Source organism: Citrobacter sedlakii NBRC 105722 (assembly GCF_000759835.1).
Lineage (GTDB): Bacteria > Pseudomonadota > Gammaproteobacteria > Enterobacterales > Enterobacteriaceae > Citrobacter_A > Citrobacter_A sedlakii.
The window spans coordinates 38167-59945 of record NZ_BBNB01000015.1; the positions used below are offsets into that span (position 1 = coordinate 38167).

The following is a 21779-nucleotide window of genomic DNA, read 5'->3' on the forward strand; positions in this document are numbered from 1 at the left end:
GAAATTCATGCCGGGTGGCGCTTCGCTTACCCGGCCTACGCAAAATTATCTTCTAAGTATTTTGGGTTGCAACAAGGCGGCAAGAGTGTGAATCCCCGGGAGCATAGATAACTATGTGACCGGGGTGAACACTCGTAGCCAACGCAGTTGCGGCCCGAAAGACGACGAAGATTATGCGATGGTACGTTGGATCTCGATAATCTCGAACACTTCGATCATATCGCCGACGCGAACGTCATTGTAGTTCTTCACGCCGATGCCACATTCCATACCGTTACGGACTTCGTTGACGTCATCTTTGAAGCGGCGCAGGGATTCCAGCTCGCCTTCGTAGATAACCACGTTGTCGCGCAGAACGCGGATCGGGTTGTGACGTTTGATGGTCCCTTCGGTAACCATACAACCCGCGATCGCACCGAATTTCGGTGATTTGAACACATCACGCACTTCAGCCAGACCAATAATCTGCTGTTTCAGTTCCGGAGACAGCATACCGCTCATCGCCGCTTTCACTTCGTCGATCAGGTTATAGATGACGGAGTAGTAACGCAGATCCAGGTTTTCCGCTTCAATCACTTTGCGCGCAGACGCATCGGCACGTACGTTGAAGCCAACCAGAATTGCGTTGGATGCTGCCGCCAGGGTCGCGTCGGTTTCGGTGATACCGCCCACGCCGGAACCGATGATCTTCACTTTCACTTCGTCCGTAGACAGTTTCAGCAAGGAGTCGGAGATCGCTTCCACAGAGCCCTGTACGTCGGCCTTCAGCACGATATTCACTTCGTGAACTTCGCCTTCGGTCATGTTGGCGAACATGTTCTCGAGTTTCGATTTCTGCTGACGCGCCAGTTTGACTTCACGGAATTTGCCCTGACGGTACAGTGCAACTTCACGCGCTTTCTTCTCGTCACGCACCACGGTCACTTCATCACCCGCAGCCGGTACGCCGGACAGACCGAGGATTTCCACCGGAATCGACGGACCCGCTTCCAGCACTTCCTGACCCAGTTCGTTACGCATCGCACGAACGCGGCCATATTCGAAGCCACACAGCACAATATCGCCTTTATGCAGGGTACCTTCGCGAACCAGAACGGTAGCAACCGGGCCACGTCCTTTATCCAGGAAGGATTCGATGACCGCGCCGCTCGCCATGCCTTTACGTACCGCTTTCAGCTCAAGTACTTCGGCTTGCAGCAGAATCGCATCCAGCAGCTCGTCGATGCCCGTACCGGCTTTTGCCGATACGTGGACGAACTGGCTTTCACCGCCCCACTCTTCCGGCAGAATGCCGTACTGGGACAGTTCATTCTTCACGCGATCCGGATCCGCTTCCGGCTTATCGATTTTGTTCACTGCAACCACCACCGGCACACCCGCCGCTTTCGCGTGCTGGATAGCTTCAATGGTCTGCGGCATCACGCCGTCGTCTGCGGCAACAACCAGAACCACGATATCCGTTGCCTGGGCGCCACGCGCACGCATGGAGGTAAACGCGGCGTGACCCGGGGTATCCAGGAAGGTGATCATGCCGTTGTCGGTTTCAACGTGGTACGCACCGATGTGCTGGGTAATGCCGCCCGCTTCGCCAGAGGCCACTTTCGTGGAACGGATGTAGTCCAGCAGAGAGGTTTTACCGTGGTCAACGTGACCCATGATGGTCACTACCGGTGCGCGCGGTTCAGCCGCTGCGCCGGTGTCACGGTCGCTCATTACCGCTTCTTCCAGCTCGTTTTCACGACGCAGGATCACTTTGTGGCCCATCTCTTCGGCAACCAGCTGCGCGGTTTCCTGGTCGATGACCTGGTTAATGGTGGCCATTGCGCCCAGTTTCATCATCGCTTTGATGACCTGAGAGCCTTTCACCGCCATCTTGTTCGCCAGTTCGCCAACGGTGATGGTTTCGCCAATCACAACGTCACGGTTAACGGCTTGCGCTGGCTTCTGGAAGCTCTGCTGCAGCGCGGAACCTTTACGCTTGCCGCCTTTACCGCCACGAACCGCTGCGCGCGCTTCTTCGCGATCGGCTTTAGACTCAGCGTGCTTGTTGCCTTTCTTCGCCGGACGGGCCGCTTTCGTGTTGCGACCGCGGCCACGGCCGCCTTCAACTTCACGATCGTTCTCGTCTTCAGCCTGGCGGGCATGCTGAGAAGTGGTGACGTGATAATCACTGGTGTCTTCAGTTGGCTCAGTGTTATCCGTCCATTTATTTTCTTCCGCCATACGGCGAGCTTCTTCCGCTACGCGACGCGCTTCTTCTTCAAGCTTGCGGCGCGCTTCTTCTTCCGCTTTACGCTTCAGCTCAGCAGCTTCATTTTCACGGCGGGCTTTTTCGGCCTGGGCGGTTTTGGTCATATCGTCAGTCTGTTGATTGCTCACTTTGTCTTTTTCCGCAGCTTCACGTTTCGCTTTTTCAGCGGCGTCACGCTTAGCTTGTTCTGCGGCCTCACGTTCAGCTTTTTGTTGCGCCTCGCGTTTGGCTGCTTCTTCTGCCTCACGACGGGCTTGCTCTTCCGCTTCACGCTGCGCTTGCTCCTCCGCGGCGAGACGTTCAGCCTCTTGCGGGTCGCGTTTCACAAATGTGCGCTTCTTGCGGACTTCGATTTGTACCGATTTGCTTTTTCCACCGGTACCAGGAATGTTCAGGGTGCTACGCGTTTTACGTTGCAGCGTCAGCTTATCCGGACCTGAACCGTTTTCACGGTTCAGGTGCGCCAGTAAGGTCTGTTTTTCTTGTGCGGACACAGAGTCATCAGCAGACTTCGGGATACCGGCATCAGCAAATTGCTGTACCAGGCGTTCCACGGAGGTCTGTATCTCTGCGGCCAACGTTTTTACGGTTACATCTGTCATGCTGTTCCTTCCTGCTACAGTTTATTACGCTTCGTCACCGAACCAGCAAATATTACGGGCAGCCATAATCAGCTCTCCGGCTTTTTCGTCGGTCAACCCTTCGATATCAGCCAGATCATCAATGCCCTGTTCGGCGAGATCTTCCAGCGTACAAACACCACGGGCAGCCAGTTTGAAGGCCAGTTCACGATCCATACCGTCGAGATTCAGCAGATCGTCAGTCGGTTTGTTATCACCGAGGCTTTCTTCCTGGGCCAGTGCCAGAGTGGTCAGTGCGTTTTTAGCGCGCTCGCGCAGCGCTTCAACGGTCGGCTCGTCAAGGCCGTCGATTTCCAGCAGTTCTTTCATTGGCACGTAGGCCAGCTCTTCCAGGGTTGCGAAACCTTCTTCAACCAGAACTGTTGCGAACTCTTCATCAATATCGAGATATTTGGTGAAGGTATCGATGGCGGCGTGGGCTTCAGCCTGATGTTTTGCCTGCAGGTCATCAACGGTCATTACGTTGAGTTCCCAGCCGCTCAGTTGCGAAGCCAGACGGACGTTCTGACCGTTACGTCCAATCGCTTGCGCCAGATTACCCGCTTCGACGGCGATATCCATGGTGTGTTTGTCTTCATCCACCACGATAGACGCGACGTCAGCAGGCGCCATTGCGTTAATGACGAACTGCGCCGGATTATCGTCCCACAGAACGATATCAATACGCTCGCCGCCCAGTTCGGTCGACACCGCCTGAACGCGCGCGCCACGCATACCTACGCAGGCGCCGACCGGGTCGATACGCTTGTCGTTGGTTTTCACCGCGATTTTCGCACGGGAACCCGGATCGCGAGCCGCCGCTTTAATTTCGATCACTTCTTCGCCAATTTCCGGCACTTCAATGCGGAACAATTCGACCAGCATTTCCGGTTTGGAGCGGGTAACGAACAGTTGCGCACCGCGCGCTTCCGGACGGACTGCATACAGTACGCCGCGGATACGGTCGCCCGGACGGAAGTTTTCACGCGGCAGCATATCTTCACGCAGGATCACGGCTTCAGCATTATTTCCGAGATCCAGTGAGATGTTGTCGCGGTTCACTTTCTTCACTACGCCGGTGATGATTTCACCTTCGTGTTCACGGAACTGATCGACAACCATCGCGCGTTCGGCTTCACGTACTTTCTGTACGATAACCTGTTTTGCCGTCTGGGTGGTGATACGGTCAAAGGTGACAGATTCGATCTGATCTTCAACGTAGTCGCCCAGGTTCAGGCTTTCGTCTTCAAAACGCGCCGCTTCGAGCGTAATCTCTTTCGTCGGCTGGGTTACTTCTTCAACAATCAGCCAGCGACGGAAGGTATCGAAATCACCGCTTTTACGATCGATTTCTACGCGAACGTCGATCTCTTGTTCATATTTTTTCTTAGTTGCTGTAGCCAGCGCACTTTCCAGCGCTTCAAAAATCTTCTCGCGTGGCAGCGCCTTTTCGTTGGATACGGCTTCAACAACAGCCAAAATTTCTTTGTTCATCGCGGGCTTTTCACCTCAATCCAGACTGTTAAAAGTGGGGAACCAGGTTCGCCTTCTGGATATTACTCAGCGCGAACACTTCATCTTTTCCTTCGACTGTGACGGTAATCATTTCACCATCCACCGCTTTAATCACGCCCTGCCATTTACGGCGGTTCTGTACCGCCATGCGGAGTACCAGCGAAACGTCTTCACCCAGGAAACGCGCGTAGTGTTCAGCAGTGAACATCGGACGGTCGAGCCCCGGTGAGGAGACTTCCAGGTTATACGCCACCGTGATCGGATCTTCTACGTCCAGTACAGCGCTCACCTGATGGCTCACATCAGCACAATCATCAACATTGATGCCATCTTCACTATCAATATAGATGCGCAGTGTGGATGTGCGACCGCGAATAAATTCGATGCCGACCAGCTCGTAACCTAAGGCTTCAACTGGCGCTGTAATCATCTCTGTTAATTTTTGCTCTAATGTGGACAAGCCCACCCCCAAGACATAAAAAAAGGGCCTAAAGCCCAGTTATTCTGTAGTCAGATAACAAAAAACCCCGATAAATCGGGGCTTTAGATAACTGAACCCTATAACCGCAACTGCGGTCTGGAGAACCTTCCGAAAGAATTTTTTTCAAATCCAGCTACGAAGGCCTAAGTCTTCACAGTATATTTGAAAAAGAACTCTAAGGGAAAGTGGTTGCGGGGGCCGGATTTGAACCGACGACCTTCGGGTTATGAGCCCGACGAGCTACCAGGCTGCTCCACCCCGCGCCTGAAACGTGGCAAATTTTACTCGTTTTGGGTAAAAGATGCAAATACTGCTGGGACTTGGTACCGAGGACGGGACGTAAAATCTGCGGCTATTATATTGATTACTCCCCCATTGTGTCAACCTTGTTAACAGCATCCTCTCGCGACACGCCATCGCCGCGAATGGTGGAAAAACGCATGAAACACTTCCTGTCTTGCGAAAAAGATGTTTAAATGAAAACTCATTTATTTTGCATAAAAATGCAATAAGAGCAGAAAGCCGATCTCACCATCAGTCTATCAAGCAGGGTTTTATTTTATGACGACGATTCTCAAGCATCTTCCGGCAGGTCAACGTATTGGTATCGCTTTTTCCGGCGGACTGGACACCAGCGCAGCACTGCTGTGGATGCGACAAAAAGGGGCTGTCCCATATGCATATACTGCGAATCTGGGTCAGCCAGATGAGGACGATTACGATGCGATTCCTCGTCGCGCAATGGAATACGGTGCAGAGAACGCTCGCCTGATTGACTGCCGTAAACAGCTGGTTGCCGAAGGTATCGCGGCGATTCAGTGTGGCGCATTTCATAACACCACTGGCGGCCTGACCTATTTTAATACCACGCCACTGGGCCGCGCAGTAACCGGCACCATGCTGGTTGCCGCGATGAAAGAAGACGGCGTGAACATCTGGGGTGACGGCAGCACCTATAAAGGAAACGATATTGAGCGTTTTTACCGCTACGGTCTGCTGACCAACGCTGAGCTACAGATTTACAAACCGTGGCTGGATACCGACTTTATTGATGAGCTGGGTGGTCGTCACGAGATGTCTGAATTTATGATCGCCTGCGGCTTCGACTACAAAATGTCTGTCGAAAAGGCGTATTCCACGGACTCTAATATGCTCGGCGCGACGCACGAAGCCAAAGACCTCGAGTTTCTGAACTCCAGCGTGAAGATCGTTAATCCGATCATGGGCGTGAAGTTCTGGGACGAAAACGTGAAAATCCCGGCGGAAGAAGTCACCGTACGTTTCGAACAGGGGCATCCGGTGGCGCTGAACGGCAAAACGTTTAGCGACGATGTGGAGATGATGCTGGAAGCGAACCGTATCGGCGGCCGTCATGGTCTGGGCATGAGCGATCAGATTGAAAACCGTATCATTGAAGCGAAAAGTCGCGGTATTTATGAAGCCCCGGGGATGGCGCTGCTGCATATCGCCTACGAACGTTTGCTGACTGGCATTCATAATGAAGACACTATTGAGCAATATCATGCGCACGGGCGTCAGTTGGGCCGCCTGCTGTATCAGGGCCGCTGGTTTGACTCACAGGCGCTGATGCTGCGTGACGGTCTGCAACGCTGGGTCGCCAGCCAGATCACCGGTGAAGTCACGCTGGAACTGCGCCGCGGTAATGATTATTCCATCCTCAATACCGTTTCAGAGAATCTGACCTACAAACCGGAACGCCTGACGATGGAAAAAGGTGACTCTGTATTCTCACCGGACGATCGTATCGGTCAGTTGACTATGCGTAATCTGGATATCACCGACACCCGTGAGAAGCTGTTTGGCTATGCGCAGTCTGGCTTGCTCACCGCCTCTTCCGCGACCGGTCTGCCGCAGGTAGAGAATCTGGAAAATAAAGCGAAGTGATCGGAATAGATGCTTTTCACCAGGCCGCGTTTGCGGCCTTTTTTATACGTGGCGTCACCCTGTATACCGGATAAGCGTGGCGCCATCAGGCTTCGTGAATAATGTTGAATATCGGCGCAACCACTATTCGGCAGGCAAATGACCACAGACGGCAAGGGTCATAAATAAAAGACGAAAAAAAAGACGCTTTTCAGCGTCTTTCTTTCGGAATATTGGTACCGAGGACGGGACTTGAACCCGTAAGCCCTATTGGGCACTACCACCTCAAGGTAGCGTGTCTACCAATTCCACCACCTCGGCACGAAAATCTTATTGTGGGATATCGCTGGTCGGCTTAGCCGGAGCCGCAGGCTGAGTTTGCTCGGTTTTCGCCGGCGCGCTCAGATTTTCCCACTCACTTCCTTTATTGGTCTTATTGCTGTTGATATTGCCCAGCACCAGACTGATGATGAAGAACAACGTCGCCAGCACAGCCGTCATTCGGGTCATGAAGTTACCAGAACCACTTGAACCAAACAGCGTAGCGGAAGCGCCTGCTCCGAAGGAGGCTCCCATATCAGCGCCTTTACCTTGCTGCAGCATGATCAGACCGACAAGGCCAATTGCCACAATAAGGAAAACTACCAAAAGAGCTTCGTACATAATCAACCTGTTCCTTGCGGAGTTGCCGCATACCAATGCTTCAAACCAATAAAGCGGGATAAGCTACTGTTTCCCACTGAAGCGGGTGTGAATACTAACCAAAGCGAATGTCCTTCGCAAGGGCAATTTTAGGCCATTGTATCAACTGCGGAAAAAAACAGCAAAAGCATGCCATTTCTACCTGCAACAGGCGGCATTTGCCGCCTTTTTATGCAGTAAAAAGGACCTTTACACCGCCTTTACAGCCTCTGCGATACGGTGAGCGAATTCAGTGACCTGGGCTTCGTCCTCGCCTTCCACCATCACGCGGATTAACGGCTCGGTGCCTGACTTACGTAACAGCACGCGACCGCGGTTGCCCAACGCCGCTTCCACATCCGCCGTTATCGCCTTCACGGTTTCGTTTTCCAGCGGATCGCCGCTGCCGGCGGTATAGCGCACGTTAACCAGAATCTGCGGGAACATTTTCATGCCGCTGCAGAGATCGTGAAGACTCATATGGTTACGCACCATTGCCGCTAATACCTGCAGTCCCGCCACAATGCCGTCGCCCGTGGTGGTCTTATCCAACAGAATGACGTGCCCGGAGTTTTCCGCACCGATACGCCAGCCTTTTTCCTGCATTTTTTCCAGCACGTAGCGGTCGCCTACTTTGGCACGGGTAAACGGAATGCCCAGTTGCTTGAGCGCCAGCTCCAGCCCCATGTTGCTCATCAGCGTACCGACGGCGCCGCCGCGTAATTGTCCCTGACGCAACGCTTCACGGGCGATGATATACATGATCTGATCGCCATCGACTTTGTTGCCTTCATGGTCAACCATGATCACGCGGTCACCGTCACCGTCCAGAGCAATCCCCAGGTCGGCTTTTTCCGCGACAACGCGCGCCTGCAGAGCACGCACATCCGTCGCGCCCACTTCTTCGTTAATATTGACGCCGTTCGGTTCACAGCCAATCGCAATGACCTTCGCGCCCAGCTCGCGCAACACGTTGGGCGCGATGTGGTAGGTCGCGCCGTTCGCGCAATCGACAACAATTTTTAACTCATTCAGGCTCAGTTCATTTGGAAATGTGCCTTTGCAGAACTCAATATAGCGTCCTGCGGCGTCCACAATACGGCTGGCTTTACCCAGTTCAGCGGAGTCCACGCAGGTGATCTCCTTTTCCATTTCTGCTTCAATGGCTTCTTCCACCGCATCCGGCAGTTTGGTGCCATCAATAGAAAAGAACTTAATACCGTTGTCATAGAACGGATTGTGCGACGCTGATATCACAATGCCAGCCTCTGCGCGGAAAGTGCGCGTCAGGTATGCCACGGCGGGTGTCGGCATCGGGCCGGTAAATGAGGCGGATAAGCCCGCCGCCGCCAGTCCCGCTTCCAGGGCCGACTCCAGCATGTAACCGGAAATACGCGTATCTTTACCGATGATGATTTTACGGGAGCCGTGGCGCGCGAGCACTTTACCGGCCGCCCATCCCAGTTTAAGCACGAAATCAGGGGTGATCGGGGCGTCGCCAACGCGACCACGGATTCCATCGGTACCAAAATATTTACGGTTACTCATAGCGTTTGTTTTCCTTTGCGGACAATGTGGCTTCGACCACACGCATCGCTTCTACGGTTTCTTTGACGTCATGGACACGAATGATCTGCGCTCCCTGCATGGCCGCAATTACCGCGCAGGCCAGGCTGCCGCTCAGTCGCTCTGAAGGCCCGACGTTGAGCAACTGGCCCACCATCGATTTGCGCGACATTCCCACCAACAGCGGCAGATTAAAATGATGAAACTCAGATAAACGCGCCAGTAATGTATAGTTGTGGGAGAGATTTTTACCGAAACCGAATCCCGGGTCGAGTAACAATTTCTCTTTTGCGATACCCGCCCTTTCACAACGTGCTATCTGCTCAATAAAGTAGCGATTAACTTCAGCGAACACGTCGTCATATTTCGGCGCCTGCTGCATGGTTTTCGGTTGCCCCTGCATGTGCATTAAGCAAACGGGCAAACCGGTTTCCGCTGCGGCTTCCAGCGCGCCGGGTTCAGAAAGCGAGCGGATATCGTTAATGATGTGAGCGCCCACTCTGGCTGATTCGCGGATCACCTCCGGCTTTGATGTATCCACGGAAATCCAGACTTCAAAACGCTGCGCAATCGCCTCAACAACCGGAATCACCCGCTGCAATTCCTCTTCCACACTGACATCAGCCGCGCCAGGACGCGTTGATTCGCCACCAACATCAATGATAGTTGCACCGGCGTTAATCATCAGATTCGCATGCTTCACGGCCTCGATCAGCGTGTTATGCGTTCCACCGTCAGAGAAGGAGTCTGGGGTGACATTGAGAATGCCCATCACATGCGGATGGCGAAGATCAAGTGAAGTGCCCTGGGCGAAGAGTTGCATAATGTTATCCCTGGTATGAAATCATAAAAAACCCCGGAGCAAGCCCCAGGGTTTTCATTAACGCGCAGTCATCAACAATGGTATGACTTATTTGTCGCCTAACTGCTCTGACATGGTATTGCCCGGGTTCGGCGTACGGGGTTCATCAACCGGACGCGGCGCACGCGGGGTGCCATTGTTGTCAGAATTGTTAGAGCCGGGTTCTTCCCAGCCAGCTGGCGGGCGAACGTCACGGCGTGCCATCAGGTCATCAATCTGCGGCGCATCGATGGTCTCGTATTTCATGAGCGCATCTTTCATTGCGTGCAGGATGTCCATGTTATCGTTCAGAAGCTGACGCGCACGATTGTAGTTACGTTCAATCAGCGCTTTCACTTCCTGGTCGATGATACGCGCGGTTTCATCGGACATGTGTTTGGCTTTCGCGACGCTTCGACCAAGGAACACTTCACCCTCTTCTTCCGCATACAGCAACGGACCGAGTTTTTCCGAGAAGCCCCATTGGGTCACCATGTTACGCGCCAGGTTGGTCGCCACTTTGATGTCGTTTGACGCGCCGGTAGAAACGTGTTCCACACCGTAGATGATCTCTTCTGCCAGACGACCACCGTAAAGCGTCGAAATCTGGCTTTCCAGTTTCTGGCGGCTGGCGCTAATCGCGTCGCCCTCAGGCAGGAAGAAGGTCACCCCCAGCGCACGACCGCGCGGAATAATCGTCACTTTATGCACCGGATCGTGCTCCGGCACCAGACGACCAATGATCGCATGGCCAGCTTCGTGGTAAGCGGTCGATTCTTTCTGCGCTTCCGTCATCACCATGGAGCGACGTTCCGCACCCATCATGATTTTGTCTTTCGCTTTTTCGAATTCAACCATGGAGACCACGCGCTTGTTGCCACGCGCAGCAAACAGGGCCGCTTCGTTCACCAGGTTCGCCAGGTCCGCACCGGAGAAGCCAGGCGTACCGCGGGCAATGATGGCCGCATCGATATCCGGCGCCAACGGCACGCGACGCATATGGACTTTCAGGATCTGTTCACGACCGCGCACATCCGGCAGCCCCACCACGACCTGACGGTCAAAACGGCCTGGACGCAGCAGCGCCGGGTCAAGAACGTCCGGACGGTTTGTCGCCGCGATAACGATAATACCTTCGTTACCTTCGAAGCCGTCCATCTCAACCAGCATCTGGTTCAGCGTCTGTTCACGTTCATCGTGACCGCCACCCAGACCTGCGCCACGCTGGCGGCCTACGGCGTCGATTTCATCGATGAAGATAATGCACGGCGCCGCCTTCTTGGCCTGTTCGAACATGTCACGTACGCGAGACGCACCGACACCAACAAACATTTCCACGAAGTCAGAACCGGAAATGGTAAAGAACGGTACCTTCGCTTCACCGGCGATGGCTTTCGCCAGCAGGGTTTTACCGGTACCCGGCGGCCCTACCATCAGAACGCCTTTCGGGATTTTACCGCCCAGTTTCTGGAAACGGCTCGGCTCGCGCAGGTATTCAACCAGTTCACCGACTTCTTCTTTCGCTTCGTCACAACCTGCTACGTCGGCAAAGGTGGTTTTGATCTGATCTTCCGTCAGCATGCGCGCTTTGCTCTTACCAAACGACATGGCGCCTTTGCCACCGCCGCCCTGCATCTGACGCATGAAGAAGATCCAGACACCGATCAACAGCAGCATCGGGAACCAGGAAATAAAGATGGAAGCCAGCAGGCTCGGCTCTTCCGGTGGTTCACCCACAACCTTGACGTTTTTCGTCAGCAGGTTATCAAGCAGCTTCGGATCGTTAACCGGAATGTAGGTCGTGTAACGGTTACTATCTTTCTTGGTAACGTTGATCTCACGTCCGTTAATACGTGCTTCACGAACCTGGTCGTTGTTGACCTCTTGCAGGAAGGTAGAGTAATCCACCTTACGGCCATTAGACTCGCTGGGCCCAAAGCTCTGGAATACTGACATCAGCACAACGGCAATGACCAGCCAGAGTATTAGGTTTTTCGCCATGTCACTCAAGGGATTAACCTCTTATTACAACTGTGTTAAAAACAGCGTCAGGATACTCTATATCCAGCGTCTTTCAAACTTTCGTCTGAAATCGACCAGTTATGGTTTACGCCCGGTCGCTACAATATACACTTCACGCGAACGTGCGCGAGAAGAGTCCGGCTTACGAACTTTCACCTTCGTAAACAGGGAGCGAATTTCCCTTAGGTACTCATCGAAACCTTCGCCCTGGAACACCTTCACTACAAAACTTCCACCCGGCGCTAGCACATCACGACACATTTCTAACGCCAGTTCCACCAGGTACATGGCGCGGGGGATGTCCACCGCCGGTGTTCCGCTCATGTTTGGTGCCATATCTGACATGACAACTTGTACTTTACTGTCACCCACGCGTTCCAGCAGCGCTTTCATCACTAGTTCATCACGAAAGTCGCCCTGAAGAAAGTCCACACCAACAATAGGATCCATAGGTAAAAGATCGCAAGCGATGATGCGGCCTTTGCCGCCAATTTGCGAGACCACATACTGTGACCAGCCTCCTGGCGCGGCACCGAGATCGACAACCGTCATTCCCGGCTTAAAGAGTTTGTCACTTTGCTGTATTTCATCAAGTTTAAACCAGGCACGGGAACGTAACCCCTTTTTCTGTGCCTCTTGAACATATTTATCGCTAAAGTGTTCCTGAAGCCAGCGACTCGAGCTGGCAGAACGCTTTTTACCTGTCATTTAACTTTCCCATCCGGGCAGAACATCGTTGCCATACGGCGTAAATTTCAACGCACTATTTGGTGATATATGGGAGATGGCGGTAGAATGACCCGTTTTCAATCCCAACGTAAGCAAAAATATACGATGAATCTGAGTACTAAACAAAAACAGCACCTGAAAGGTCTGGCACATCCGCTCAAGCCGGTCGTTATGCTTGGCAATAATGGTTTGACCGAAGGGGTACTGGCCGAGATTGAACAAGCGTTAGAGCACCATGAACTTATCAAGGTGAAAATCGCATCAGAAGATCGCGAAACCAAAACCTTGATCGTGGACGCTATCGTGCGCGAAACCGGCGCCTGTAACGTACAGGTCATCGGTAAAATGCTGGTGCTTTATCGCCCAAGTAAAGAACGTAAAATCTCGCTGCCGCGCTAAGAATATCCTGACGTTGAACACAAATTCTGTGTAAAACGAGGGATTTTCCGCTGGCAGGAGAGCAAAATGCCACGCTCTGTTCGTTGATAAAAGGCCGCTATGCGGCCTTTTTCCTTTCTTTACAATACATCAACATCTTGAGTATTGGGAAATTCTTACAGGTATTCGACCCTGGTGATCTCATACTCCACTTCGCCGCCCGGCGTTTTGATGACCACAACGTCATCCTGCTCTTTGCCAATCAGACCGCGGGCAATCGGCGAATTCACCGAAATCAGGTTTTGTTTAAAGTCGGCCTCATCATCGCCCACGATGCGCCAGGTCTGCTCTTCATCGTTATCAAGATTCAGCACGGTGACCGTCGCACCGAAAACAACGCGACCGTTGTTAGGCATTTTTGTAACGTCGATCACCTGCGCATTCGACAGTTTCGCTTCGATATCTTTGATGCGGCCTTCGCAAAACCCTTGCTGCTCACGCGCGGCGTGATATTCCGCATTCTCTTTGAGATCGCCGTGTTCACGCGCTTCAGCGATAGCGGCGATAATTTCAGGGCGGCGTACAGATTTCAGAAAATCCAGCTCTTCGCGCAGTTTTTCTGCGCCGCGTAAGGTCATCGGAATAGCTTGCATTTGTTATACCTCTTAAACATTCCTGTAGGGGGCAATGGTCCACCCCGGCTGTTAAGCCTGCCCCGGTATGGCGTCATACCCGAGCCAGAAGCAAAAAAATACCGACCCGGGCAAAAACCCAGGTCAGCTACAATTCTCAATTTGATACTCATTTTACCCTGGAGTTCCCTATGGGTCATCGTTTACTTTCCAGGGCATTGCGCCGTAGTATGACGGCTTGTTTCCAGGTTGTTAGCGCGAGATTATGCGATTTTCCAGATTTATCATCGGATTGACCACCAGTATAGCGTTCAGCGTCCAGGCCGCGAACGTTGATGAGTACATCAACCAGCTTCCTGCCGGAGCCAATCTTGCCCTCATGGTGCAGAAGGTTGGCGCGCCGGCCCCCGCGATTGATTATCATAGTCAGCAAATGGCCCTACCTGCCAGCACGCAGAAAGTCATCACCGCGCTGGCGGCGCTGATACAGCTTGGCCCGGACTTCCGTTTTACGACAACGCTGGAGACCAAAGGCCAGGTCGATGGCGGCGTTTTGAAGGGTGACTTAGTGGCGCGATTCGGTGCCGATCCGACGTTAAAACGTCAGGATATTCGGAATATGGTCGCGAACCTGAAAAAATCAGGTGTCACGCAGATTACCGGAAATATCCTCATTGATACCTCGATTTTTGCCAGTCATGACAAAGCGCCGGGATGGCCGTGGAATGACATGACTCAATGCTTTAGCGCCCCGCCTGCGGCTGCGATTGTGGACCGAAACTGCTTCTCCATTTCGCTTTATAGCGCCCAGAAACCCAACGATTTGGCGTATATTCGCGTAGCGTCTTACTATCCTGTCACCTTCTTTAGCCAGGTGCGTACGCTCGCTCGCGGCTCCGCTGAGGCGCAATACTGTGAACTGGACGTGGTGCCTGGAGATTTAAACCGCTTCACATTAACCGGCTGCCTGCCGCAGCGTGCCGAACCGCTGCCATTAGCCTTCGCCATCCAGGATGGCGCCAGCTATGCCGGGGCAATTTTAAAAGCCGAGTTAAAACAAGCCGGTATCAGTTATGGCGGAACGTTATTACGCCAGACGCAGGTCAATGAACCGGGAACCATTGTTGCCAGCAAACAGTCCGCCCCGTTGCACGATCTGCTTAAGATTATGCTGAAAAAGTCGGACAACATGATTGCCGATACCGTCTTTCGCATGATTGGCCATGCCCGTTTCAACGTGCCGGGCACCTGGCGCGCCGGATCCGATGCGGTACGCCAGATCCTTCGTCAGCAGGCGGGCGTAGATATTGGCAATACCATTATCGCCGATGGTTCCGGTCTTTCTCGCCACAACCTGATAGCCCCTGCGACCATGATGCAGGTGCTGCAATATATCGCACAGCACGACAACGAGCTGAACTTCATCTCTATGCTTCCGCTGGCGGGTTATGACGGATCTCTGCAATACCGGGCGGGTCTGCATCAGGCGGGAGTGGATGGTAAGGTGTCGGCGAAAACCGGTTCGCTTCAGGGCGTTTATAACCTGGCAGGGTTCATCACTACCGCAAGCGGGCAGCGTATGGCATTCGTACAGTATCTGTCAGGCTATGCGGTTGCGCCAGCCGAGCAGCGTAACCGCCGAATTCCGCTGGTGCGTTTCGAAAGCCGGTTGTACAAGGATATTTATCAGAACAACTAGGCGGGCGGTAATGCCGGAGAAGCGAAGCGCCATCCGGCGCTTCGCATTACACAGGTTAACGCTTATAAATGAACTCAACGCCTTCTTCGTCGTCTTCGTCCCAGTCGTCATCCCAGTCATCTTCCGCTTCGTCTTCGACTTCCGCGAGCTGCTGGCGGTGGTAGTCATCCCACATGAATTCGACTTTTTCCGGCTGCTTCGCTTCTTCAGCCTGAACGATTGGGTTCTCGATGATAAAGGTCATCACATCCCAACAGAGATCTTTCACGCCCAGTTGGCTGGCGGCAGAGATGAGATAATATTTACCTTCCCAGCCCAACGCATCGGCGATCGCTTTCGCTTTCTCTTCCGCTTCGGCTTTATCCAGCAGATCGATCTTGTTGAACACTAACCAGCGCGGCTTGGACGCCAGATCCTGGCTGTACTTCTCCAGTTCGCCAATGATGATACGGGCGTTTTCCACCGGATCGGAACCGTCGATCGGATCGATGTCGATGAGATGCAGCAGAACACGGCAGCGCTCAAGATGCTTCAGGAAGCGAATCCCCAACCCTGCGCCTTCAGAAGCGCCTTCAATCAGCCCCGGGATATCCGCGACCACAAAGCTCTTCTCATTATCCATACGCACCACGCCAAGGCTCGGCACCAGCGTGGTAAACGGATAATCCGCCACTTTTGGTTTCGCCGCCGACACTGCGCGAATAAAGGTCGATTTACCGGCGTTTGGCATACCGAGCATACCGACGTCAGCCAGCAGCATCAGCTCCAGTAACAGATCGCGCTTATCACCCGGCGTCCCCATGGTCTTCTGACGCGGGGTACGGTTTACGGAAGATTTAAAACGGGTATTCCCCAGACCGTGCCAGCCGCCTTTCGCCACCATCAGACGCTGACCGTGTTTGGTCATATCGCCCATGGTTTCGCCAGTGCCCTGATCGATCACGCGTGTGCCGACCGGCACTTTAATGGTGACATCTTTACCGCGTTTACCGGTGCAGTCACGGCTGGCGCCATTCTGACCACGCTCCGCGCGGAAGGATTTCTCAAAACGGTAGTCGATCAGGGTGTTAAGGTTTTCGTCCGCTTCCAGCCAGACGTCACCGCCGTCACCGCCATCGCCGCCGTCCGGGCCGCCTTTCGGGATGTATTTTTCGCGACGGAAGCTGACACAACCGTTACCACCATCGCCTGCAACGACCAGAATCGTTGCTTCATCAACAAACTTCATTTTACTCTCCGTAAATCATTCGCCTGAGCGGGGTTGCGATACCACCGGTTCATGCTTGCGTAATCCGCCCCAAATTCGATGACCAATGGCGGAGTACATCGCGCCCGCAACCACGACAAACGCACCGAGATAACCTAAAAGGTTTAACATCGGTCTGGCGAAGAAATCGGGCCAGGCCACAGATAAAAGATCTGAAAATAACAAGGTAAACAGCGGGGTAAGCGTGATTAACGCGCTCACCTGCGCCGCTTGCCAGCGCGCCATCGCTTCCGCCAGGGCGCCATATCCTACCAGCGTATTCAGCCCGCAGAAAATCAAACAGGCAAGCTGCCAGTCGCTGAGCTGCGCGATCACCCCTGGCTTCGCCAGCGGCAATAGCGCTATCGTACATAAAGTGTACAGTAAAAACAGGATCTGCGGTGACGCCAGACGCCGCAATAATACTTTTTGCGCAACGCCATAACTCACCCAGACCATCGCCGCTCCAACGCCAAAAATGACGCCCCAGGTGTAATCGGTCAGTTTGGTAAAGATTTCGACCAGGCTGGTGTTGAAGAACATCACCAGCCCACTCAGCAGCATCATTGCGCCGATGATCTGCGTGCCGCGCATTTTCTCTTTGAGAATAAATACGCTGGCAACCATCATACCAACCGGCGACAGTTGCCCAATAACCTGCGAGGCTGTCGGGCTAAGATATTGCAGGGAAGAGCTGAACAGAATGAAATTACCAAAAAGCCCGCCGGTGGCAATCGCCAACAGCACCAACCAGCGCGGCTTACGGAAAATTCGCAGCGGCGGCAGCCTGCGCTTCACCGCCAGGATCGCCCCCAGACCAACGCTGGCCATTAAAAAACGGTAAAACACGACGGTAGGAGGTTCCATCACCTCCAGCACCTGCTTCATCGCAATTGGCAAAGCCCCCCAACACATCGCGGTGGTGAGCGCCAAAAGAATGCCAATGCCAGCCTGCTGCTTCATGCCCGTTTCCCTGCAAGGGCTCGTGAGCCGAAAAGGAACGGTTTCACGAGCATATTTACCGGTCGTCGAATGTAAAAAGCCCCGCAACAGGTGCGGGGCTTTAATCCGTTACCGGACCACGAAAAACTTACTCAGCAACGATGCTGATGTATTTACGGTTGTTCGGGCCTTTAACCTCAAATTTCACTTTACCGTCTGCTTTAGCAAACAGAGTGTGGTCACGACCGCAACCTACGTTAGCACCAGCGTGGAATTTGGTACCACGTTGACGAACGATGATGCTACCCGCCAGAACGGTTTCGCCACCGAAACGCTTAACGCCCAGGCGTTTAGCTTCTGAATCGCGACCGTTACGAGTGGAGCCGCCAGCCTTTTTATGTGCCATTTAAATCTCTCCTCAGGTCTTAGGCGCTGATGCCAGTAATTTTCACATCAGTGAACCACTGACGATGGCCCTGCTGCTTACGATAGTGTTTACGACGACGAAACTTAACGATTTTAACTTTCTCGCCACGACCGTGAGCAACAACTTCAGCTTTGATTACGCCGCCATCAACGAAAGGAACGCCGATTTTGACTTCTTCACCGTTTGCGATCATCAGAACTTCAGCGAACTCAACAGTTTCGCCAGTTGCGATGTCCAGCTTTTCCAGGCGAACGGTCTGACCTTCGCTTACTCGGTGTTGTTTACCACCACTTTGGAAAACCGCGTACATAAAAAACTCCGCTTCCGCGCACACCTTTTGAATGATTCAGAGTGCGCTATAAATATTCACAATAGGGCGCGAATATTACGCAAAACGTGAGCCTTTGACAAGTGCTACAGTCAATACATGAAGAAAAAAAACACAACGTGTATGGTAACGTTTATCTGCGGCGTTTTTTCAGTACAATCAGCATTTATTTCTAACCCTAAACCCTAAGTTACCTTGATGTACCGTCAGGTAAACAGGGCGAAAAGCCCGGCTTTTGCGATGAATTTAGAAAAAATCAACGAGTTAACCGCGCAAGATATGGCGGGTGTCAATGCGACAATCCTTGAACAGCTTAATTCCGACGTCCAGTTGATCAACCAGTTGGGCTATTACATTGTGAGCGGCGGCGGAAAACGTATCCGTCCGATGATTGCGGTACTCGCGGCGCGCGCCGTGGGTTATCAGGGAAATGCCCATGTCACTATCGCGGCGCTGATCGAGTTTATCCACACCGCCACCCTGCTTCACGACGATGTGGTGGACGAATCCGACATGCGTCGTGGCAAAGCCACCGCCAACGCCGCGTTTGGTAACGCCGCCAGCGTTCTGGTCGGCGACTTTATCTATACCCGCGCGTTTCAGATGATGACCAGCCTTGGCTCGCTGAAGGTACTGGAAGTGATGTCCGAAGCCGTTAACGTCATCGCAGAAGGCGAAGTGCTGCAGTTGATGAACGTTAACGACCCGGACATCACCGAAGAAAACTACATGCGCGTCATCTACAGCAAGACCGCGCGCCTGTTTGAAGCGGCGGCGCAATGCTCCGGTATCCTTGCGGGCTGTACTGGCGCGCAGGAAAAAGGGTTACAGGACTATGGCCGTTACCTCGGCACCGCTTTCCAGTTGATTGACGATTTGCTGGATTACAGCGCCGACGGCGAGCAACTTGGTAAAAACGTGGGTGATGATCTGAACGAAGGCAAGCCAACCCTTCCCCTGCTGCATGCGATGCGTCACGGTACGCCTGAACAAGCGCAAATGATTCGCACCGCCATTGAACAAGGAAACGGCCGACATCTTCTGGAACCGGTTCTGGATGCGATGAACGCCTGCGGCTCGCTGGAATGGACACGCCAGCGCGCGGAAGAAGAAGCGGATAAGGCCATCGCCGCCCTGCAGATCCTACCGGACACGCCGTGGCGCGACGCGCTGATTGGCCTCGCGCATATCGCCGTCCAGCGCGACCGTTAAACACATCCTCTCCATCCCGTATCGCGCGGGATGGATTCATATAAATTCCAGTAAATTTCTTTAATTATTTTGCTCATCCATAAACCCCTTGCAATAGCTGTAATAACTCCTGGCATATTCTGAATATTCGCTCTCTTTACATGAACTTTTTAGAACATTTGTTCTTGCGGCGTATAGTGTGTTTCTCAGGTTTATTGTTCAAAATTCCCATGAACAAGTTAAGGAGCGAGGGAAAAATGGAGAGCAAACTGATCGACTGGCATCCCGCTGATATCATCGCGGGATTACGCAAAAGAGGGACATCAATGGCGGCTGAATCGCGCAGAAACGGATTAAGTTCTTCGACGCTGGCCAATGCCTTAACCCGACCGTGGCCGAAAGGCGAACTGATTATTGCCAAAGCGCTGGGAACGGAACCGTGGGTGATCTGGCCGTCGCGCTATCACGACGCCAAAACGCATGAATTCATCGACAGAACGCGCCTGATGAGAGCGTCGCGTCGGGAGAAGCCAGGCACCGAGTGACACGGCAGAACGGTAGCCCCTTTCGCGATGGGGCTACCTGTTTATTCGTGACGAATGCGTCCGAATTACTCGCCTTTTACGCGCTCGATGTTCGCGCCCAGCGCACGCAGTTTATCTTCAATGCGCTCGTAACCGCGATCGATATGATAAATACGATCGACCACTGTGGTTCCTTCTGCAATACATCCTGCCAGCACGAGGCTTGCAGAAGCACGCAGGTCGGTTGCCATCACCTGGGCGCCGGAAAGTTTATCGACGCCGTGGCAAATCACGGTATTGCTTTCGATTTCCGCATGCGCGCCCATGCGACTCAGCTCCGGCACATGCATAAAACGGTTTTCAAACACGGTTTCAGTAATGAAGCCCGTGCCTTCCGCCACCAGGTTCAGCAGCGTAAACTGCGCCTGCATATCGGTCGGGAACGCCGGATGCGGCGCCGTACGCACGTTTACCGCTTTCGGGCGTTTGCCATGCATGTCGAGGCTGATCCAGTCTTCGCCCACTTCGATATCCGCACCGGCGTCGCGCAGCTTCGCCAACACGGCGTCCAGCGTATCCGGCTGCGCGTTACGGCAGATGATCTTACCGCGGGAGATAGCCGCCGCGACCAGGAAGGTGCCGGTTTCGATACGGTCCGGCAGTACACGGTACACGCCGCCGCCCAGACGTTCAACGCCTTCGATCGTAATCCGATCGGTCCCCTGACCGGAGATCTTCGCCCCCAGCGTCACCAGGAAATTCGCCGTATCGACAATTTCCGGCTCACGCGCGGCGTTTTCAATAATGGTGGTGCCTTCCGCAAGGGTCGCTGCGCACATGATGGTGACCGTCGCGCCAACGCTGACTTTATCCATCACGATATGCGCGCCTTTCAGTCGTCCGTCGACAGAGGCCTTCACATAACCTTCTTCCAGCTTAATGGTCGCACCCAGTTGCTCAAGACCGGTGATATGCAGGTCAACCGGACGTGCGCCGATAGTACAGCCGCCCGGCAGTGAAACCTGGCCCTGACCAAAACGGGCGACCAGCGGACCCAGCGCCCAGATCGACGCGCGCATGGTTTTCACCAAATCATACGGCGCGCAGAATACGTTGACGTCGCGCGCATCAATGTGCACAGAGCCGTTACGCGTCACTTTGGCACCAAGCTGGCTCAGCAGCTTCATGGACGTATCCACATCTTTCAGTTTCGGGACGTTCTGGATCTCGACCGGTTCTTCCGCCAGCAGCGCCGCAAAGAGGATCGGCAGTGCGGCGTTTTTTGCACCTGAAATGGTGACTTCGCCCTGGAGCTTCGTTGGCCCCTGTACACGAAATTTATCCATGATGTTGTTCTCAGTTAAAATTCATCGTCGCTACCGGTATTTCTCCCGTAGCTCAAAAACCGTTAAGTTTGCGATCGCGCGCCCACTCTGCGGGGGTATACGCTTTGATGGACAGAGCATGAATGCGGTTGTCCGCAATATACTCCATCAGCGGGGCATAGATGGTCTGCTGTTTCTTCACCCGGCTCATACCGTCAAACATCTCACCCACGGCAATAACCTGAAAGTGACTGCCATCGCCGGAGACGTGGACTTCCTGGAGGGAGAGTGCGTTCATCAGCACGCTCTGGATTTCATTATTTTCCATGGGCTCTATATTCGTCAGATAGTGAAAACAGCCCAACATCTTAGAGCAAAGTTGCGCTGTCATAAATAAGCAAAAGGGCGATCAACGTAAAGTTGCCTGATGGTGACGCTAACGCGTTGATCAGAACGACAGGAAAAGACCGGATAGCCAGTAAGCTACCCGGCGCAAA

Annotated in this window: 20 protein-coding genes and 2 tRNA genes; 5 read left to right on the plus strand and 17 right to left on the minus strand. The window is 53.4% G+C overall.

All coding sequences use genetic code 11. The features are described from left to right. Nucleotides 1–171 precede the first annotated feature (171 nt). From infB to CSE01S_RS18985, 4 genes are all read right to left on the minus strand, one after another. The gene (gene infB / locus CSE01S_RS18970; RefSeq protein ID WP_042291835.1) at nucleotides 172–2853 is read right to left on the minus strand and encodes a translation initiation factor IF-2; all 2682 of its coding nucleotides are present in this window, start codon (nucleotides 2851–2853) and stop codon (nucleotides 172–174) included. 24 nt (nucleotides 2854–2877) lie between these two features. Continuing rightward, nucleotides 2878–4365: a transcription termination factor NusA gene (gene nusA / locus CSE01S_RS18975; protein ID WP_042291836.1), complete on the minus strand. Its 1488-nt coding sequence runs from the start codon at nucleotides 4363–4365 to the stop codon at nucleotides 2878–2880. A gap of 28 nt (nucleotides 4366–4393) precedes the next feature. Continuing rightward, a complete protein-coding gene (rimP, locus tag CSE01S_RS18980; protein ID WP_042292047.1) occupies nucleotides 4394–4846 on the minus strand; it encodes a ribosome maturation factor RimP in 453 nt (150 codons plus the stop codon). A gap of 207 nt (nucleotides 4847–5053) precedes the next feature. After that, nucleotides 5054–5130, minus strand: a tRNA-Met gene (locus CSE01S_RS18985). A 298-nt stretch (nucleotides 5131–5428) separates the two neighbouring features. On the opposite strand from CSE01S_RS18985, the gene argG reads away from it, so the two are divergent. Next, on the plus strand, nucleotides 5429–6772 hold the full coding sequence (argG, locus tag CSE01S_RS18990; RefSeq protein ID WP_042291839.1) for an argininosuccinate synthase: 1344 nt from the start codon (nucleotides 5429–5431) through the stop codon (nucleotides 6770–6772). A gap of 213 nt (nucleotides 6773–6985) precedes the next feature. On the opposite strand, the gene CSE01S_RS18995 is transcribed toward argG, so the two are convergent. The 6 genes from CSE01S_RS18995 to rlmE all read right to left on the minus strand — a co-directional run bounded on the left by CSE01S_RS18995 (nucleotide 6986) and on the right by rlmE (nucleotide 12569). Further along, nucleotides 6986–7072 (minus strand) — tRNA-Leu (locus tag CSE01S_RS18995). 9 nt (nucleotides 7073–7081) lie between these two features. Continuing rightward, a complete protein-coding gene (secG, locus tag CSE01S_RS19000; RefSeq protein ID WP_042291843.1) occupies nucleotides 7082–7414 on the minus strand; it encodes a preprotein translocase subunit SecG in 333 nt (110 codons plus the stop codon). 228 nt (nucleotides 7415–7642) lie between these two features. Beyond that, the gene (glmM, locus tag CSE01S_RS19005; protein WP_042291845.1) at nucleotides 7643–8980 is read right to left on the minus strand and encodes a phosphoglucosamine mutase; all 1338 of its coding nucleotides are present in this window, start codon (nucleotides 8978–8980) and stop codon (nucleotides 7643–7645) included. Further along, nucleotides 8973–9821, minus strand: a complete 849-nt coding sequence (gene folP, locus CSE01S_RS19010; RefSeq protein ID WP_042291847.1) for a dihydropteroate synthase — start codon at nucleotides 9819–9821, stop codon at nucleotides 8973–8975. The genes glmM and folP overlap by 8 nt, the downstream gene beginning before the upstream one ends. An 87-nt stretch (nucleotides 9822–9908) precedes the next feature. Then, complete coding sequence (gene ftsH, locus CSE01S_RS19015; RefSeq protein WP_042291851.1) at nucleotides 9909–11840, minus strand: ATP-dependent zinc metalloprotease FtsH; 1932 nt, start codon at nucleotides 11838–11840, stop codon at nucleotides 9909–9911. A 99-nt stretch (nucleotides 11841–11939) separates the two neighbouring features. Beyond that, on the minus strand, nucleotides 11940–12569 hold the full coding sequence (rlmE, locus tag CSE01S_RS19020; protein WP_042291855.1) for a 23S rRNA (uridine(2552)-2'-O)-methyltransferase RlmE: 630 nt from the start codon (nucleotides 12567–12569) through the stop codon (nucleotides 11940–11942). A gap of 126 nt (nucleotides 12570–12695) precedes the next feature. Between rlmE and yhbY the strand changes: the two genes are divergently transcribed. Further along, a complete protein-coding gene (gene yhbY / locus CSE01S_RS19025; protein WP_042292049.1) occupies nucleotides 12696–12989 on the plus strand; it encodes a ribosome assembly RNA-binding protein YhbY in 294 nt (97 codons plus the stop codon). A 155-nt stretch (nucleotides 12990–13144) separates the two neighbouring features. Here yhbY and greA read toward each other — a convergent pair whose 3' ends face one another. After that, on the minus strand, nucleotides 13145–13621 hold the full coding sequence (gene greA, locus CSE01S_RS19030) for a transcription elongation factor GreA (protein WP_042291859.1): 477 nt from the start codon (nucleotides 13619–13621) through the stop codon (nucleotides 13145–13147). 244 nt (nucleotides 13622–13865) lie between these two features. Between greA and dacB the strand changes: the two genes are divergently transcribed. Beyond that, nucleotides 13866–15299: a serine-type D-Ala-D-Ala carboxypeptidase gene (gene dacB / locus CSE01S_RS19040; RefSeq protein WP_042291861.1), complete on the plus strand. Its 1434-nt coding sequence runs from the start codon at nucleotides 13866–13868 to the stop codon at nucleotides 15297–15299. Nucleotides 15300–15354: 55 nt separating this feature from the next. On the opposite strand, the gene cgtA is transcribed toward dacB, so the two are convergent. From cgtA to rplU, 4 genes are all read right to left on the minus strand, one after another. Beyond that, entirely contained in the window at nucleotides 15355–16527 is a 1173-nt protein-coding gene (cgtA, locus tag CSE01S_RS19045) for an Obg family GTPase CgtA (protein WP_042291862.1), read from the minus strand. 15 nt (nucleotides 16528–16542) lie between these two features. Beyond that, entirely contained in the window at nucleotides 16543–17508 is a 966-nt protein-coding gene (locus tag CSE01S_RS19050; RefSeq protein ID WP_042291865.1) for a DMT family transporter, read from the minus strand. A gap of 127 nt (nucleotides 17509–17635) precedes the next feature. Continuing rightward, entirely contained in the window at nucleotides 17636–17893 is a 258-nt protein-coding gene (gene rpmA / locus CSE01S_RS19055) for a 50S ribosomal protein L27 (protein ID WP_042291867.1), read from the minus strand. 19 nt (nucleotides 17894–17912) lie between these two features. Further along, a complete protein-coding gene (gene rplU / locus CSE01S_RS19060) occupies nucleotides 17913–18224 on the minus strand; it encodes a 50S ribosomal protein L21 (RefSeq protein WP_000271401.1) in 312 nt (103 codons plus the stop codon). A gap of 258 nt (nucleotides 18225–18482) precedes the next feature. Here rplU and ispB point away from each other — a divergent pair, with 258 nt between their 5' ends. After that, nucleotides 18483–19454 (plus strand): octaprenyl diphosphate synthase, encoded by a 972-nt coding sequence (ispB, locus tag CSE01S_RS19065; protein ID WP_042292051.1) that lies wholly within the window; start codon nucleotides 18483–18485, stop codon nucleotides 19452–19454. Nucleotides 19455–19690: 236 nt separating this feature from the next. Then, complete coding sequence (gene sfsB, locus CSE01S_RS19070; RefSeq protein WP_042291869.1) at nucleotides 19691–19978, plus strand: DNA-binding transcriptional regulator SfsB; 288 nt, start codon at nucleotides 19691–19693, stop codon at nucleotides 19976–19978. A 65-nt stretch (nucleotides 19979–20043) separates the two neighbouring features. Here sfsB and murA read toward each other — a convergent pair whose 3' ends face one another. Together murA and ibaG are read right to left on the minus strand one after the other, a co-directional pair. Further along, a complete protein-coding gene (murA, locus tag CSE01S_RS19075) occupies nucleotides 20044–21303 on the minus strand; it encodes a UDP-N-acetylglucosamine 1-carboxyvinyltransferase (RefSeq protein ID WP_042291871.1) in 1260 nt (419 codons plus the stop codon). 52 nt (nucleotides 21304–21355) lie between these two features. Further along, complete coding sequence (gene ibaG / locus CSE01S_RS19080) at nucleotides 21356–21610, minus strand: BolA family iron metabolism protein IbaG (protein ID WP_042291873.1); 255 nt, start codon at nucleotides 21608–21610, stop codon at nucleotides 21356–21358. Between the last annotated feature and the right edge of the window lie 169 nt (nucleotides 21611–21779).

Coding starts and splice junctions, on each gene's coding strand:
- rlmE (WP_042291855.1), bottom strand. CDS start 12,569: ATGACAGGTAAAAAGCGTTCTGCCAGCTCGAGTCGCTGGCTTCAGGAA.
- murA (WP_042291871.1), bottom strand. CDS start 21,303: ATGGATAAATTTCGTGTACAGGGGCCAACGAAGCTCCAGGGCGAAGTC.
- secG (WP_042291843.1), bottom strand. CDS start 7,414: ATGTACGAAGCTCTTTTGGTAGTTTTCCTTATTGTGGCAATTGGCCTT.
- sfsB (WP_042291869.1), top strand. CDS start 19,691: ATGGAGAGCAAACTGATCGACTGGCATCCCGCTGATATCATCGCGGGA.
- dacB (WP_042291861.1), top strand. CDS start 13,866: ATGCGATTTTCCAGATTTATCATCGGATTGACCACCAGTATAGCGTTC.
- CSE01S_RS19050 (WP_042291865.1), bottom strand. CDS start 17,508: ATGAAGCAGCAGGCTGGCATTGGCATTCTTTTGGCGCTCACCACCGCG.
- ibaG (WP_042291873.1), bottom strand. CDS start 21,610: ATGGAAAATAATGAAATCCAGAGCGTGCTGATGAACGCACTCTCCCTC.
- cgtA (WP_042291862.1), bottom strand. CDS start 16,527: ATGAAGTTTGTTGATGAAGCAACGATTCTGGTCGTTGCAGGCGATGGT.
- rpmA (WP_042291867.1), bottom strand. CDS start 17,893: ATGGCACATAAAAAGGCTGGCGGCTCCACTCGTAACGGTCGCGATTCA.
- folP (WP_042291847.1), bottom strand. CDS start 9,821: ATGCAACTCTTCGCCCAGGGCACTTCACTTGATCTTCGCCATCCGCAT.
- yhbY (WP_042292049.1), top strand. CDS start 12,696: ATGAATCTGAGTACTAAACAAAAACAGCACCTGAAAGGTCTGGCACAT.
- rplU (WP_000271401.1), bottom strand. CDS start 18,224: ATGTACGCGGTTTTCCAAAGTGGTGGTAAACAACACCGAGTAAGCGAA.
- glmM (WP_042291845.1), bottom strand. CDS start 8,980: ATGAGTAACCGTAAATATTTTGGTACCGATGGAATCCGTGGTCGCGTT.
- greA (WP_042291859.1), bottom strand. CDS start 13,621: ATGCAAGCTATTCCGATGACCTTACGCGGCGCAGAAAAACTGCGCGAA.
- infB (WP_042291835.1), bottom strand. CDS start 2,853: ATGACAGATGTAACCGTAAAAACGTTGGCCGCAGAGATACAGACCTCC.
- nusA (WP_042291836.1), bottom strand. CDS start 4,365: ATGAACAAAGAAATTTTGGCTGTTGTTGAAGCCGTATCCAACGAAAAG.
- argG (WP_042291839.1), top strand. CDS start 5,429: ATGACGACGATTCTCAAGCATCTTCCGGCAGGTCAACGTATTGGTATC.
- ftsH (WP_042291851.1), bottom strand. CDS start 11,840: ATGGCGAAAAACCTAATACTCTGGCTGGTCATTGCCGTTGTGCTGATG.
- ispB (WP_042292051.1), top strand. CDS start 18,483: ATGAATTTAGAAAAAATCAACGAGTTAACCGCGCAAGATATGGCGGGT.